14 protein-coding genes are annotated in these 14,028 nt (G+C 72.1%); 5 read left to right on the forward strand and 9 right to left on the reverse strand.

Features of this window, described 5'->3' with window-relative positions:
- Positions 1–333 precede the first annotated feature (333 nt).
- Positions 334–1,533: a hypothetical protein gene (locus tag Van01_RS22205; protein WP_204010906.1), complete on the forward strand. Its 1,200-nt coding sequence runs from the start codon at positions 334–336 to the stop codon at positions 1,531–1,533.
- Between the two features lie 153 nt (positions 1,534–1,686).
- On the opposite strand, the gene dxs is transcribed toward Van01_RS22205, so the two are convergent.
- The 3 genes from dxs to Van01_RS22220 form a co-directional block, all read right to left on the reverse strand.
- Positions 1,687–3,639 carry a 1-deoxy-D-xylulose-5-phosphate synthase gene (gene dxs, locus Van01_RS22210; protein ID WP_204010907.1) on the reverse strand — a complete coding sequence of 651 codons (1,953 nt, stop codon included), beginning with the start codon at positions 3,637–3,639 and terminating at the stop codon, positions 1,687–1,689.
- A 149-nt stretch (positions 3,640–3,788) separates the two neighbouring features.
- Positions 3,789–5,009, reverse strand: coding sequence for a class I SAM-dependent RNA methyltransferase (locus tag Van01_RS22215; RefSeq protein ID WP_204010908.1), 1,221 nt, complete (start codon positions 5,007–5,009; stop codon positions 3,789–3,791).
- Complete coding sequence (locus tag Van01_RS22220; RefSeq protein WP_204010909.1) at positions 5,006–7,063, reverse strand: APC family permease; 2,058 nt, start codon at positions 7,061–7,063, stop codon at positions 5,006–5,008. The genes Van01_RS22215 and Van01_RS22220 overlap by 4 nt, the downstream gene beginning before the upstream one ends.
- A gap of 152 nt (positions 7,064–7,215) precedes the next feature.
- Between Van01_RS22220 and Van01_RS22225 the strand changes: the two genes are divergently transcribed.
- Both Van01_RS22225 and Van01_RS22230 read left to right on the forward strand, forming a co-directional pair.
- Positions 7,216–7,878, forward strand: a complete 663-nt coding sequence (locus Van01_RS22225; protein WP_204010911.1) for a potassium channel family protein — start codon at positions 7,216–7,218, stop codon at positions 7,876–7,878.
- Positions 7,879–7,880: 2 nt separating this feature from the next.
- Entirely contained in the window at positions 7,881–8,570 is a 690-nt protein-coding gene (locus Van01_RS22230) for a potassium channel family protein (protein WP_204010913.1), read from the forward strand.
- A gap of 58 nt (positions 8,571–8,628) precedes the next feature.
- Here the strand turns inward: Van01_RS22230 and Van01_RS22235 are convergent, their stop codons facing one another.
- The 4 genes from Van01_RS22235 to dut all read right to left on the reverse strand — a co-directional run bounded on the left by Van01_RS22235 (position 8,629) and on the right by dut (position 11,148).
- Positions 8,629–9,351 (reverse strand): DUF3159 domain-containing protein, encoded by a 723-nt coding sequence (locus Van01_RS22235; protein WP_204010916.1) that lies wholly within the window; start codon positions 9,349–9,351, stop codon positions 8,629–8,631.
- A 31-nt stretch (positions 9,352–9,382) separates the two neighbouring features.
- The gene (locus Van01_RS22240; RefSeq protein ID WP_099851986.1) at positions 9,383–9,763 is read right to left on the reverse strand and encodes an OB-fold nucleic acid binding domain-containing protein; all 381 of its coding nucleotides are present in this window, start codon (positions 9,761–9,763) and stop codon (positions 9,383–9,385) included.
- 174 nt (positions 9,764–9,937) lie between these two features.
- Positions 9,938–10,624, reverse strand: a complete 687-nt coding sequence (locus Van01_RS22245; RefSeq protein ID WP_204010919.1) for a DUF3710 domain-containing protein — start codon at positions 10,622–10,624, stop codon at positions 9,938–9,940.
- Positions 10,621–11,148, reverse strand: coding sequence for a dUTP diphosphatase (gene dut, locus Van01_RS22250; RefSeq protein WP_204010922.1), 528 nt, complete (start codon positions 11,146–11,148; stop codon positions 10,621–10,623). The genes Van01_RS22245 and dut overlap by 4 nt, the downstream gene beginning before the upstream one ends.
- Positions 11,149–11,226: 78 nt before the next feature.
- Here dut and Van01_RS22255 point away from each other — a divergent pair, with 78 nt between their 5' ends.
- Positions 11,227–11,727 carry a DUF3093 domain-containing protein gene (locus tag Van01_RS22255; protein ID WP_373306280.1) on the forward strand — a complete coding sequence of 167 codons (501 nt, stop codon included), beginning with the start codon at positions 11,227–11,229 and terminating at the stop codon, positions 11,725–11,727.
- A 22-nt stretch (positions 11,728–11,749) separates the two neighbouring features.
- Here the strand turns inward: Van01_RS22255 and Van01_RS22260 are convergent, their stop codons facing one another.
- Together Van01_RS22260 and Van01_RS22265 are read right to left on the reverse strand one after the other, a co-directional pair.
- On the reverse strand, positions 11,750–12,547 hold the full coding sequence (locus tag Van01_RS22260; protein WP_204010927.1) for a hypothetical protein: 798 nt from the start codon (positions 12,545–12,547) through the stop codon (positions 11,750–11,752).
- A gap of 143 nt (positions 12,548–12,690) precedes the next feature.
- Positions 12,691–12,987 carry a DUF4193 domain-containing protein gene (locus tag Van01_RS22265; RefSeq protein WP_007075406.1) on the reverse strand — a complete coding sequence of 99 codons (297 nt, stop codon included), beginning with the start codon at positions 12,985–12,987 and terminating at the stop codon, positions 12,691–12,693.
- A 428-nt stretch (positions 12,988–13,415) separates the two neighbouring features.
- Here Van01_RS22265 and Van01_RS22270 point away from each other — a divergent pair, with 428 nt between their 5' ends.
- Positions 13,416–13,931, forward strand: a complete 516-nt coding sequence (locus tag Van01_RS22270; protein ID WP_204011142.1) for a LytR C-terminal domain-containing protein — start codon at positions 13,416–13,418, stop codon at positions 13,929–13,931.
- The last annotated feature ends 97 nt before the right edge of the window (positions 13,932–14,028 follow it).

The raw sequence follows: 14,028 nt of genomic DNA on the forward strand, positions 1-14,028 counted from the left end.
GTGCCTCGGTGGTGGGCGCGGACTGGATGTTCATGCCGGCGGCCGTCCGGGCGGTACCGGCAACGCCGCGCACCCCATCACTTACGGTGACGGCTTCGGACGGAGAGTCGGCGACGTCGGCGGATCTCGGCAGCGCGGCGGCGCGGGTCTCGGCAGGCGTCACAGTCGGCGGAGTCTACCCGAGTGGGGAAAATGCCCCAAGTCAACGCGGTGTCCCCTGTGGCCGGTGTGGTGACCGCGCGACGCAGCGTATGGCGACACGAAGCGCCGGCGGGACATCTCGTACTATTGCCCTCCGACACGACGACGCGATGCGATCGGGGGGCGTGACAGGTGGCTCCAGCCCGTTGGCGCGGCTTGACCGCCACCGGCCTGTCCACCCTGCTGATCGCCGTCACCGCCTGCGGGCCGGTCGCCGAGCGTCAGCCACGGGACCTGCGGGTCGGCTACGACAGCATGGACGGTTCGTTGACGGTGTGGCCGCCGCGCGGCTCACTCGCCGAGGACAGCGCCGTGACGGCCGCCGTCACCGAGGCGGTGCGCGACTGGCGCTCACCCGTGGACGACCGGGTACACCTACCGTCGTCCGGGATTCTCTTCTCCGGTGAGGTCGACGGCCTGCCGCTGGCCCTGGTCGCCGCGTCGGTACCCGGTGAGGCCGCGTCCTGGCTGCTCCAGCTCACCAGCGACGGCGCACGGTACACGGTGAGTCACGCCACCGAGTACACCGATCCCGGCTACCTGATCTACTCCGACGTGCTGCCGGTCCAGTCCCCCGACGGGCGGCGCTACCTGACCTCCGAACGGGTCCGCCGGTTGGCCGGACCGAACGGCCGCACCCTCTCCGCCACCGACGGCCTGACCGATCCGGTGTCGGTGCCCCGGTGCCGGGCGGTCACCGTCACCGCGACGCTGCGCTCCACCGAGTCGCTGCCCCGGGGACGGGCCACCGACCGGCTGCTCGACCTCGGCACCGGCACCACCGCACCCCGCTATCCACTGGTCCGTGACGAGAGCGGCTCCGGCCGGCGAGCCCTGACCGGCCTCGACACCTGCCTGCTGGCCGGCGAGGACGGCCCGTTCGGCAGCATCCTCCGGCGTGTCGGCGACCGGGACGTCCCGCAGTCGGTGCCGGCGTCCTGGCCGATGGCGAAACTGGCCGTCCGTACCCTCGGCGAGCTCACGCTCGACGGCGGCGAGCCGGGCGAGTTGGAGCAGCTCACCTGGGAGAGCGCCGAAGGCACGATGAGCGCGGTGGTGTACCGGCCCGCCGACGACGGCCCGGTGGTGCTCTCCCCCGCCGACCGGACGAACCCGTTGCAGGTCTACGAACTGCCGGTACCGGATCAGCCGCTTGTCGTGTTGAGCTGGCGCGCCACCAAGGACACCACGCTGTCCGTCCCGCCGAACACGACCCGCCTGGTGGACCGTCCCGGCTTGGTGGTGGCCCCGCTTCCCGAGCGCCGCGAGACCTTCAGCCTCGCCGCCGACGAGAAGACCCACTACCGCTCCGCCGGCTCCCCCCGCCGCTGACCCTGCACCCCCACCCTCCCCCGGGCCCCCACCCCCGCCACCGAGCGTCGATCATGAAGTTGTTGTCGGGCCACGCCGACCGGGGTGACAACAACCTCATGATCAACACCGCCGACCGCCCACGCGGTGCTCACGGAGGCGGGGTGGGGTGGGTCAGTTGGGGGTGGGAGTGGGGTTGGGGGTTAGGCGGGGCGGGTCGACCGGCTCGGTGTCGAGGCGGGAGATCCAGCCGGTGATGTCGCGGGCCACATCCTGAGCGGTCAGGCCGAGGTCGGTCAGGAGCTGGTTGCGGGAACCGTGCGGGTACCACCCGGGCGGCACGCCCAGGTCCCGCAGCGGCACCCGGACGTCGGCGTCGCGCATGGCCTGGGCGAGCGCGTCGCCCACCCCGCCGGACCGTACGCCGTCCTCGACCGTGACCACCAGCCGGTGCTCGGTGGCCAACTCGACCAGCTCCGCCGGGATCGGACGCACCCAGCGCGGGTCCACCACGGTGACCCCGTAGCCCTGCTCGGCGACCCGGGCGGCGACCTCCATGCCGAGCTGGCCGAAGGCACCCACCGCGACCAGCAGCACGTCGGTACGCGCCGACTCCGCCAGCACGTCGACCGACCCGACCCGCCGAACGGCGGGCAGGTCCGCGGCGACCGCGCCGGTCGGGAAGCGGACCACCGTCGGGCCGTCGTCGACGGCGACCGCCTCGCGCAGCTCCTCGCGCAGCGTGGCGGCGTCCCGGGGGGCCGCGATCCGCAGGCCCGGCACCACCCCGAAGACCGACATGTCCCAGATGCCGTAGTGGCTCGGCCCGTCGGGGCCGGTGATCCCGGCCCGGTCGAGCACGAAGGTGACAGGCAGCCGATGCATCGCCACGTCCAGCAGGACCTGGTCGAACGCCCGGTTGAGGAAGGTCGCGTAGACCGCCACCACCGGGTGCAGCCCACCGAGCGCCAGGCCGGCCGCCGAGGTGGCCGCGTGCTGCTCGGCGATGCCCACGTCGTAGGTGCGCTCCGGGTACTTGCGGGCCAGCTTTGCGATGCCTGTCGGCTCGGCCATCGCCGCGGTGATGCCCACCACGTCGGGCCGCTCGTCCGCGATCGCGACAAGCTCGTCGGCGAAGACGTGGGTCCACTTCACCGACGGTGCGGCGGTGGCCTTGCCGTCGGTGACGTCGAAGGCCCCGGGGCTGTGGAAGCAGTCCGCCTCATCCTCCTCGGCGGGGCGGTAGCCGTAGCCCTTGCGGGTCACCGCGTGCACGATCACCGGGCCGCCGAAGTTCTTCGCCGCCCGCAACGCCGTCTCGACGGCGGCGATGTCGTGCCCGTCGACCGGGCCGACGTACTTGATGCCGAGATCCTCGAACATCGCCTGCGGCGCGACCGCGTCCTTGATGCCCTTCTTGACCGCGTGCAGCACCTCGTACATCGGCTTGCCGACGAGCGGAGTCGAGCCGAGGGCGTCCTTGACGGCGTCCAGGACCTTCTCGTAGCCGGGGTTGAGGCGCAGCGTCGAGAGGTGATGGGCCAGGCCGCCGATCGTCGGCGCGTACGAGCGGCCGTTGTCGTTGACCACGATGACGAGCGGGTTGTCGGTGGCGGCGATGTTGTTGAGCGCCTCCCAGCACATGCCGCCGGTCAGCGCCCCGTCACCCACCACGGCGACGACGCTGCGGGACTCGCCGCGCAGCGCGTACGCCTTGGCCAGCCCGTCGGCGTACGACAGGGCGGTCGAGGCGTGCGAGTTCTCGATGAGGTCGTGTTCGCTCTCGGCCTGGTTGGGGTAGCCGGAAAGCCCGCCCCGCTGGCGCAACTGGTCGAACCCGCCCTGCCGGCCAGTGACGATCTTGTGCACGTACGCCTGGTGGCCGGTGTCGAACAGCAGCCGGTCCCGCGGAGAGTCGAAGACCCGGTGCATGGCCAGGGTGAGTTCCACCACGCCCAGGTTGGGACCGATGTGCCCACCGGTACGCGACACCTTGGCGATCAGGAAGTCGCGGATCTCGGCGGCGAGGATGTCCAGTTCGGTGGCGGACATCCGCTTGACGTCCTGGGGACCGTGCACCGTGGCCAGCAGCCGGCCGTGGTTGGCCGTGTCCTCTTCAACACTCATGACCGCAGAGTCTATCGGCCCTCGCGTACCTCGCAGCCCGGGCGCGGCGACCACCGGGACTGAGCACCTGGTCAGCTCCGCACCCGTAACCGGCGTGGCGGCCCGCTCGCGGGCGGGCCGAGTCGAGGACGCCGCCCGGAGACGGCCGATCAGGCCGGCGTCAGCAGCCCGACCAGCTCCACGTGCCGGGTCATCGGAAACAGGTCGTACCCACGCAGCGCCACCAGCCGCCACCCCAGCTCGGCGAAGACCCGTACGTCCCGGGCGAACGCGGCGGGATCACAGGCGACGTACGTCACCGCGCGCGGGCCGGCGGCCACCACGTCGCGTACCACCCGCTTCCCGGCCCCGGTCCGGGGCGGGTCGAGCACCACCACGTCGACCGGGCCGGTGACCCGACGACGAGCCAGGGCGGTCTCCACCCGGGCCGCCACCACCTCGACAGCGGGCAGGTCACGCAGGTTCTCCCGGGCCGCCGCGACGCCGTCGCCGGCCGCCTCGACCACCGTGACCCGCCCGGTCCCACCGACCCGACCGGCCAACGCGGCGGCGAACAGGCCGGCACCGCCGTAGAGATCCCAGGCCCGCTCCCCCGGCCGGGGGTCGGCCAGCTCCAGCACCGCGTCGACGAGGGTGTCCGCGGCGGCGGGATGCACCTGCCAGAACGACGAGGTGGGCAGCACCCACTCCCGGCCGGCGGCCCGCTCCCGGACCCGTTCCGGGCCACTGACCCGGTGGCTGGACCCGGTCGCGACCGCGGTCACCGCCACGTCCCCGCCGGTGGAGGCGACGGTCTCGACCGCCTCGGCGTCCGGCCAGTTCGCCCCGGTGACGGCGAGCACCGGCAGCTCCTGGATGGCCGGATGGGCGATCAGGCAGCGGTCTACCGGCACCACCTCGTGGGAGCGGTGCTTGAGCAGCCCGGCGCGACCCGCCGCGTCGACCGCGTACCGGACCCGGGAACGCCAGCCCAGCGGACCACCCGGCAGCGCCGTCACCCGCACGCCCAGCGCGTCGCAGTCGGCCTCGGTCAGCCCGCCGAGGCGGACGAGCTGCTCCCGGACCACCGCCGCCTTCCAGCTCAGTTGGGCGTCCGGGGCGACGTGTTGCAGGTCGCAGCCGCCACAACGACCTGGTCGGGCGTACGGGCAGGGTGGGGTGACCCGGTCCGGGGCCGCCTCCAGCACGCGTACCGCGTCGGCCCGGACGAAGCCCCGGTGCACCTCGGTCACCTCGGCCAGCACCCGCTCTCCGGGCAGGGCGTGCCGGACGAAGACCACCTGGCCGTCCACCCGGGCCACACAGTGCCCTCCGGGGGCGACCGCCGCCACGGTCAGCTCGACCCGCTCCGCCTCCTCCAGCCCGCTCATCGCGGTTCCCCGTCCGTCGGTTCGAGCTCCGGTGGCGGCGCGGCCGGGGGCAGGGTGCCGCGCGGGGCCACCCGGGGGCCACGCACCGGCCCACGGGCGAGCGTGGCGTCCATCCGGTCCAGATCCTTGCCGGCCGTGGAGGCGAGCTGCCACGGCACGCTTGTCACCATCACCCCCGGCTCGAACAGCAGCCGGCCCTTGAGCCGCAGCGCGCTCTGGTTGTGCAGCAGGTTCTCCCACCAGCGTCCCACCACGTACTCGGGAATGAAGACCGTGACCACGTCGCGTGGCGACTCCCGGCGGACCCCGGCCACGTAGTTCAGGATCGGTCGGGTGATCTCCCGGTACGGCGAGTCGATCACGGTCAGCGGGATCGGCACGTCCCGCCGCTCCCAGTCGGCCTGCAACTGCCGGGTGTCGTGGTCGTCGACGTTGACGGTCACCGCGGTGATCGTGTCCGGCCGGGTGGCCTGCGCGTACGCCACCGCCCGCAGGGTGGGTTGGTGCAGCTTGCTGACCAGCACGATGGCGTGGTTGCGGGCCGGCAGCACCGGCCGTCCGTCGTCCGGGGCGAGTTCGACGGACACCCGGTCGTAGTGCCGCCGGATGGCCAGCATCAGCACGTAGATCAGACCCATCGCCACGATCGCGATCCAGGCGCCGAGCAGGAACTTGGTGATCAGCACGATCACCAGCACCACAGCGGTCATCGCCATGCCGAAGGTGTTGATCGCCCGGGACCTGACCATCCGGCGGCGCGCCTGCGGATCCCGCTCGGTACGCAGCAGCCGGTTCCAGTGCCGGATCATCCCGGCCTGGGAGAGGGTGAACGAGACGAAGACACCCACGATGTAGAGCTGGATGAGCTTTGTCACCTCGGCCTGGAAGCCGATGATCAGCAGGATCGCGAAGCCGGCCAGGAAGAGAATTCCGTTGGAGAAGGCGAGCCGGTCGCCCCGGGTGTGCAGTTGCCGGGGCAGGTAGCGGTCCTGGGCGAGGATCGAGCCGAGCACCGGGAAGCCGCTGAAGGCGGTGTTGGCGGCCACGAACAGGATGGTCGCGGTCACCCCGACGACCAGGAACAGCAGCACCGAACCCGGCCCGAAGATCGTCTCACCGAGCTGGGCGGTTACCGTCTTCTGCACGTACCCCTCCGGGCCCGAGACGATCTGCAGGGCCGGGTTCTCGACGAACTGCAACCCGGTCAGCCGGGCCAGCCAGACGATGCCGACAAGCATCGTAACCGCGACCAGGCCGAGCATCAGCAGCGTGGTGGCGGCGTTGCGGCTCTTCGGTGCCTTGAACGCCGGCACCCCGTTGGAGATCGCTTCCACCCCGGTCAGCGCCGCACAGCCGGAGGAGAAGCTGCGCAACAGCAGGAACGCCATCGCCCAGCCGGTGGTGTCGTGCCACTCGGCGGCGATGACCAGGTCGGCGCTGGGGGCCCGCAGGTCCTCACCGAGCACGACGATCCGGACCAGCCCGGTGAGGATCATCCCGATGATGACGATCATGAAGCCGTACGTCGGGATGGCGAACGCGCTGCCCGCCTCCTTGATCCCGCGCAGATTGACAGCGGTCAGCAGCACCACTGCGGAAACCGCGATGAGCACCTTGTGGGTCGCCACGAAGGGAATCACCGAGCCGAGGTTGGCCACCCCGGAGGAGACCGACACGGCGACGGTGAGCACGTAGTCGACAAGCAGCGCGCTGGCCACCCCCACCCCGGCACGCGGGCCGAGGTTGACAGTGGCCACCTCGTAGTCGCCGCCGCCGGAGGGGTAGGCGTGCACGTTCTGCCGGTAGCTGGCCACCACTGTCAGCATGACCACCACCACCCCGAGGGCGACCCATGGCGAGAACACGAACGCCGAGGCGCCGGCGATGGAGAGCATCAGCAGGATCTCGTCCGGCGCGTACGCCACGCTCGACAACGCGTCCGAGGCGAAGACGGGCAGGGCGATGCGCTTCGGCAGGAGGGTGTGCTTGAGCCGGTCGGACCGGAACGGCCGGCCGACGAGCAGCCGCTTCAGCAGGGAGGTGGATCGGGCCACAACGGCAAAGCGTACGACCATCGTCGGTGGGCGCGTGGGGTGGCCGGCTGCGGGCTCGTCCGGGGCGGGAGTACCGTCGGTCCCCGCCCGCGCGCCCGACGTGGCAGGCTCGCAGGCGACGAGGCGCAGCGGTACGCACCGTGGGAGGCAGCGTGCATGTCGTGATCATGGGTTGTGGCCGGGTCGGCTCGACCCTGGCGCACAACCTGGAGTCCCGGGGGCACTCGGTAGCGGTCATCGACCAGGACGCGGACGCCTTCCGCCGGCTGCGGCCCGACTTCGCCGGAGTCACGGTCACCGGGGCGGGCTTCGACGGCGACGTGTTGCGGCAGGCCGGCATCGAGCGGGCCGACGCCTTCGCCGCCGTCTCCAGCGGCGACAACTCCAACATCATCTCGGCCCGGCTGGCCCGCGAGACCTTCGGTGTGGTCCGGGTCGCGGCCCGGATCTACGACCAGCGCCGAGCGCAGGTCTACGAACGGCTGGGCATCCCCACCGTGGCCACCGTGCGGTGGACGGCCGACCGGATGCTGCGACACCTGCTGCCCGAGGGCAACGTGGAGATCTTCCGCGATCCGACGAGCACCGTCTCGATCGTCGAGGTGCCGGTGCACAAGGACTGGATCGGCCGCCCGGTACGGGCCCTGGAGGAGGCGACAGGCGCCCGGGTGGCGTACCTGATCCGGTTCGGGATCGGCACGCTGCCCACCGCCTCCAGCGTGGTGCAGGAGGGCGACCAGGTCTTCATGCTGGTCACCGACGACATGGTGGCGGCGGTCACCTCGGTGGCCGCGACGCCGGAAGGGGGGCAGTGATCATGCGGGTCGCCATCGCCGGTGCCGGCAACGTGGGCCGCTCCATCGCCCAGGAGCTGATCGAGAACGGCCACCAGGTGATGCTCATCGAGCGACAGCCCCGGATGCTCCGGCCGGCCCGGGTACCGGACGCGGAGTGGGTGCTGGCCGACGCCTGCGAGCTGGCCAGCCTGGAGGAGGCCGAGCTGGCCGGCTGCGACGTGGTGGTCGCGGCCACCGGCGACGACAAGGTCAACCTCGTGGTCTCGCTGCTGGCCAAGACCGAGTTCGCGGTGCCCAGGGTGGTCGCCCGGGTCAACCGGGCCGAGAACGAGTGGCTGTTCACCGAGCAGTGGGGCGTGGACGTGGCGGTCAGCAAGCCACGCGTGATGGCCGCGCTCGTCGAGGAGGCGGTGACGGTCGGCGACCTGGTCCGTCTGATGACGTTCCGGCAGGGTGAGGCGAACCTGGTCGAGATCACGTTGCCGCCGACCGCGCCCTACGTCGGGCATCCGCTGCGTGAGGTGCCACTGCCCCGGGACTCGGCGCTGGTGGCGATCCTGCGCGGCAAGCGGGTCCTGGTGCCCAGCCCGGACGACCCGCTCGAGGCCGGCGACGAGTTGGTCTTCGTCTGCACCGCCGAGATGGAGGACGCGGTACGGGCGGTGGTGCTCGGCCCGGACAGCGTCGAGCGCACCCGCGAGTCACGCTGACCGCGCCAGCCCCGGCTGAGGGCTGGGCGGCGGGCGGCGGCTCGCCGCCGGTGACGGCTCAGGTCGGCAGCGGCTCCGGCCGGCTCTCGCGGGTCACCCGCCGCACCGTCCAGACCGTGATCAGCAACAGCAGCACGTACGGCGGGTAGCCCAGGGCCAGCCGCGCCACCCCGAGAGCGGTCTCCATGTCGGCGGCGGCGGCCTCGTCGCCGAGTTGGTCGAACCGGCGGGCCGCCAGGTAGATGCCGGCCTGCACGCCGACCTTGGCCAGCCAGACCACACCCCAGAGCACGGTCAGCCGGGTGAAGGTACGGACCAGCCGGGGATCGTCGCGCCACTCGGAGCTGCCCTTGGCCACCAGCACCGACCAGATCCAGCCGACAAGCGGTTGCCGGATCACCGCCGAGAGCAGCAGGGCCAGGCCGTAGCCGATGCCGTAGAGGATCCCCGGCAGGTAGAAGTCACGCGCATCGCCGGTACGCCAGGCGATGGCGGCACCGATCCCGATGCCGAACAAACCGTTTACCGCGTGCCGCACCGGCCGACGCTGCGCCAACCGCAGACCGCCGATCAGCACCGCCACCGCCACCGATGCGATCACGGCCGGCCGCAGGTCGGTGACGATGTTGGCGATCACGAAGACCACCACCGGGATGCTGGACTCGGCCAGCCCCCGCCAGCCGCCGAGCTGGTCGGCCATCTGTTCGGCGACGGTGGGCAGCCGCTCCTCGTCCGCAGCCCCGGTCTCCGGCTGGGTCGCCGGGTGCTGTCCGGTGGTCATCGCCCGACGCCCATGCGCAATGCCCGCAGGTTCACTTCGACGGCTCCAGCTCGTAGTACGGGTTGTAGATCACCTTGCGGTCGTCGCGCACGGCGACCCGCCCCCGGGCGGTCAGGTGTCGTCCCGGTTCGATGCCGGCGATGTGCCGCCGGCCGAGCCAGACCAGGGTCACCACGTCGCTGCCGTCGTAGAGATCCGCCTCCAGGGCCGGCAGGTTCGTCCGAGGGGTGTAGACGACGGTACGCAGCCGGCCGCTGACCGACACCACCTGCCCCCGCCCGCACTGCAGCACCGGCACCGCGCCGCAGCGGGCACTCTCCCGCTGCAACTGCTGCGCCTCGATCTCGGCCTCGCTCGCGGTCAGCCGTCGCAACATCCGCCGCAGCGAACCCCGACCCTCGTCGGTGGTCATCAGCTCCGCGTCACCCTCTCCACACCGGCCGGCTGGCACCGGAAGCCACCGTCCCTGGACGACAGCCGGGACGGCACCCGTCAGCGTACGCCGGACCGGGCGCTTCCGGCGCGTCGGAAGCGCCCGTACGGCCGGTCCGGGCAACCTCGGCGGCGCTGGGCCGTCGCCGGGCGCTCAGCGGCCTCCGGGCGCCGACGCGGCGCCTGCCTGCCCGGCAGCCGGGTCCCCCGTCGCCACCTGCTCGCCCGCCTCGCGCGGCAACCGTAGCGGCAGCGGCTCACGGACCGGCTTGGCCTCCACCCCCCGGTCGACCACCAGCCCGTCCAGGCAGTGGGCCAGCGGGCCGGCGGCGGCCGGGTCGGTGGCCGCCGCGCCCTGGTAGACCGCGCGGACCATCCAGCGCGGTCCGTCGACGCCGACGAACCGTAGATCGGTCAGGCCGTCCTCGGTGCGGACCTGGGCGTGCAACTCGGTGCCGTACTCACCCTCGACCTCCTGCGCGGCGGCGCCGTCGGCCAACAGCGACTGGCGGATCTCCTCGCGCACCTCGTCCCAGATCCCCTCGGACCGGGGAGCGGCGAAGACACCGAGCTGGAGGGCGCTCTGGCCGTGCACCAGCACGACCTGCTGGACCACCCCCTGCTGGTCGGCCTGCACCCGCACCTCGACCTCGGGCACCGCCGGGATCTGCAGGCTGCCCAGGTCGAGCCGCTGCACCCCGTCCGGTGCCTCGGTGACGTCGTACGGCCCACGCGCCGGCTCCACAGGCGTCGACAGGGCGCCCGCTGCGGTCTCGGGCAGGTTCGTGGCCCGCTCGTCAAGGGCGTGCCGTCCCGCGGCCCGCTTTCGGGAGAAGATCACTGCGTCCAACCTCCGCTGTTCGCACTCACGGTGCCATCCTGTCCGTTCGCGCCGTCCATGGCCGGCGTCGGCACCAGCCCGGCGTGGCCGCCGGTGGAACCGTGCCCACCGGTCCCGCGTCCGGACCCGGGTAGTTCGGCCACCGGCTGGAAGACCGCCCGTTCCACCCGCTGCACAACGAGCTGCGCGATCCGGTCACCCCGGGAGATCTTCACCGACGCGGCCCGATCATGGTTGATCAGGTTGACCAGGATCTCACCCCGGTAGCCGGCGTCGACCGTACCGGGCGCGTTGAGCACCGTCACGCCGAGTCTGGCGGCGAGCCCCGATCGGGGATGGACCAGGCCCACGTACCCCTCCGGCAGCGCGATCGCCACGCCGGTCGGCACCAACGCCCGGCCACCGGGGGGCAACTCCACGTCGGTGGCCGCCACCAGGTCGGCACCGGCGTCACCGGGATGGGCGTACGCCGGCATCGGCAGCTCGGGGTCGAGCCGCCGGACCGGCACGGGCACGTCGGTCACGATGTCCCTCTTTCGTCCGTATCCGCTGGGGGTGACCCTGTCATCCTGCCCGGTACCCGGGGGCCGCCGCGCCGTACCCTGGCACGAGTGAGTCAGACACCGTCACCCTCGTCCGTCTCGGCGCCCCCGGCGTACGCCGAGCGTCTGCGTCTGCCCTGGTGGTTGTGGCTCGCGGGGCTGGCGGCCGGCACGCTGCTCGCGGTGGAGGTGTGGATGGGCGCGCCAGGTCTGCGGGCCTGGCTGCCGTTCGCGGTGCTGCTGCCGGCCACCGTGGCCGGGCTGGCGTGGCTCAGCCGGATCCGGGTCGCGGTGGCCGATGGAGAGCTGCGCGTCGATGACGCCAGACTGCCCGTCCGGTTCGTCGCCGACGCTGTCGCGCTGGACGCCGAGGGCCGGCGTGAAGTGCTCGGTGTTGGTGCCGATCCGCTGGCGTTCGTCGTCCAGCGGCCGTGGATCTCCGGTGCCGTTCAGGTGGTCCTGAACGACCCCGCCGACCCTACGCCGTTCTGGGTGGTCAGTACCCGCCACCCGGTCGAACTGGCCGAGGCCCTGCTGGCCGCGCGGGACGCGGCGCGCTGATCCGAGCCGTCACCCGTCGGGCTCAGGAGGATCCGGGCAGGGCGGGCGGAGCCGGTGGCACGCCGGGCAGGCCGGGACGCTGCCGGCGCAGGTCGGCACGAAGATGGTCGGCCAACGTCCGGGTGGCCCGCCGGTTGAGGTAGCTCGCCACCGCGGCTCCGGTCAGGAAGGGCCCCAGCGTGGTGAGGTTGCGGCCGAACCGCTTGAGCAGGGTGTCCCGCAGCTCGTTCCGGGCGGCGGTGCCCAGCACCGCGCCCACGCCGACGCCCGGCATCATCGGATTGACCCCGCGTTGACTGGCCCAGGCCTGCACCAACGCGATCGTCCGCTCGGTGCCACCGCGCGGCAGCGGTACCCCGTAGACCTCGTGCAGCTCACCTGTCAGTTTCAGCTCCACCGCCACCACGGCGACGGTCTCGGCGGCGAGCAGCACCGGCGCGGACAGCAGGCTCGGGGTGACCGTCCACTGCACCGCCGACGCGCCACCGCCGGCGGCGCCGACCCCCGCCGTCGCCCGGGACGCGTTGCGGACCAGCCGATCGGCCAGTTCCTCGTCGGTCAGGCCGGGAAAGTGCCGACGCAGGGTGGCCAGGTCGCGGACCGGCACGTGGGGAGCGATCTCGGCGACCGTGTCCACCATCCAGCGCAGCGCGGCCCTCGGCTTGAACAGATCGCTGATCCCCCGGGCCCGGGCCTGCCCGACCAGCCGAGCGAGCAGCTGACGCCGTTTCGCCGGCTCGATCTCGTCGGCGGTCAGGGCCGCGACCGTCTTCACCAGCTCGTCCGGGCCGTCCTCGGCACGCTCGCTGTGCTCGTTCATGATCGCACCACGGCACCGAGCCCGCCGATTCGCTCGCTCATGGCTAACGAGTCAACCAGGTTGAGCGGCGTGGCGCTCGTCGAGCCGGGCGGCGGCGACTCCACTCGGGAGTCGCCGCCATGGTCGTGGTCGTCGCCCTGCGGTCAGACGCACTCTCGGCAGATCAGCTCGCCGTTCCGCTCCACCGCCAGCTGGCTGCGGTGATGCACCAGGAAGCACCGGGCACAGCGGAACTCGTCCTGCTGCATCGGCAGCACCTTGACCGTCAGTTCCTCGTCGGCAAGGTCGGCGCCGGGCAACTCGAAGCTCTCAGCCACTTCGGCCTCGTCGACGTCCACGGCGCCCGACTGCGAGTCGACACGCCGGGCCTTGAGCTCTTCCAGGCTGTCCTCGCCGAGGTCGACCTCGTCGCGGCGCGGGGCGTCGTAGTCGGTGGCCATCGGTTTCACTCTCCCATTTCGATGTTGTCGCTTCCGGTTGTAACGCCGGACGACGCTGTTTCGGTTCCGCTGGCCGGCCACCGCTAGTGTCGGCCACCTGACCCGACGACCGCTCGGACCAGACCGCCAGAGGATCTCCCCGGCGAGCGCGGAACCCTACCCCCCCTTTGGGCGAGGCATGTATACCGCCCTCGTGGCTGAGATGTACGCCCCTGCACGGGAAGTTGTTCCCAATGTGACTCAGGCGACACGAAGATAGGGGTAGTACTACCCCGTTCTCCGATGGCGCGCCGGCATGTCGGACTGTTTCCACGCGACGGTCGGACACCCGTTAACCTCAGCGGCGTACCCGACGGCCGGCGGACGGCCCGATCGCCGGCCGTTGCCACCCACCATTGCCCGGGAGTGCCCTGATGAGCTTTGCGCGAGTGCGAGCACTCGTTGTCGTCGGCGTGCTGGCGGTGGTCGCCCTGGTTTTCGTGGTCATGGCCCTGGTCAGGGACACCCAGGGTAGCGCCGGTGCCGGCGAGGGTTGTCCGGACGACTGGCCGCGCGCGGACGTCACCCTGCGCGACCACAAGGATGTCAAGATCAACGTGGTGAACGGCACGGACCGTCCCGGGCTGGCCGCCGATGTCGGCGGCGACTTCCGCAACCGCGACTTCCAGGTGCAGAAGGAAGTCTCCCAGAAGAAGAAGATCGACGACGTCGCGGTCCTGCGCTACGGCCCGAAGGGGGTCGGCTCGGCGCACCTGCTGCGGGCGTACTTCCTCGGCGACGCCGAACTGGAGTACAACGCCAAGCGCGAGGACGACATCGTCGACGTGGTGCTGGGCAGCAGCTTCCAGCAGTTGGCCACCACCACCGAGGTCAACCAGTCGCTGGGCGACCTCGGTGCCCCGGTCGCCCCTCCGGGTTCCTGCCCGCTGCCCGTCGACAACTGACCGTCGGGCCGGTGCCAGTGCCGGTGCCGGTCGGCGGTCGGCGGTCGGCCGGGTCGCCCGCACATGGCCGTGCCGGCCCCTGACGGACACCAGGCGG

Origin of the sequence: Micromonospora andamanensis (assembly GCF_016863495.1) — a bacterium.
Lineage (GTDB): Bacteria > Actinomycetota > Actinomycetes > Mycobacteriales > Micromonosporaceae > Micromonospora > Micromonospora andamanensis.

Bases quoted from the DNA above. Each gene is read 5' to 3' on its own strand.
- Van01_RS22235 (WP_204010916.1), bottom strand. From the start codon at position 9,351: ATGACCACCGGACAGCACCCGGCGACCCAGCCGGAGACCGGGGCTGCG.
- Van01_RS22215 (WP_204010908.1), bottom strand. From the start codon at position 5,009: ATGAGCGGGCTGGAGGAGGCGGAGCGGGTCGAGCTGACCGTGGCGGCG.
- Van01_RS22260 (WP_204010927.1), bottom strand. From the start codon at position 12,547: ATGAACGAGCACAGCGAGCGTGCCGAGGACGGCCCGGACGAGCTGGTG.
- Van01_RS22230 (WP_204010913.1), top strand. From the start codon at position 7,881: ATGCGGGTCGCCATCGCCGGTGCCGGCAACGTGGGCCGCTCCATCGCC.
- dxs (WP_204010907.1), bottom strand. From the start codon at position 3,639: ATGAGTGTTGAAGAGGACACGGCCAACCACGGCCGGCTGCTGGCCACG.
- Van01_RS22240 (WP_099851986.1), bottom strand. From the start codon at position 9,763: ATGACCACCGACGAGGGTCGGGGTTCGCTGCGGCGGATGTTGCGACGG.
- Van01_RS22265 (WP_007075406.1), bottom strand. From the start codon at position 12,987: ATGGCCACCGACTACGACGCCCCGCGCCGCGACGAGGTCGACCTCGGC.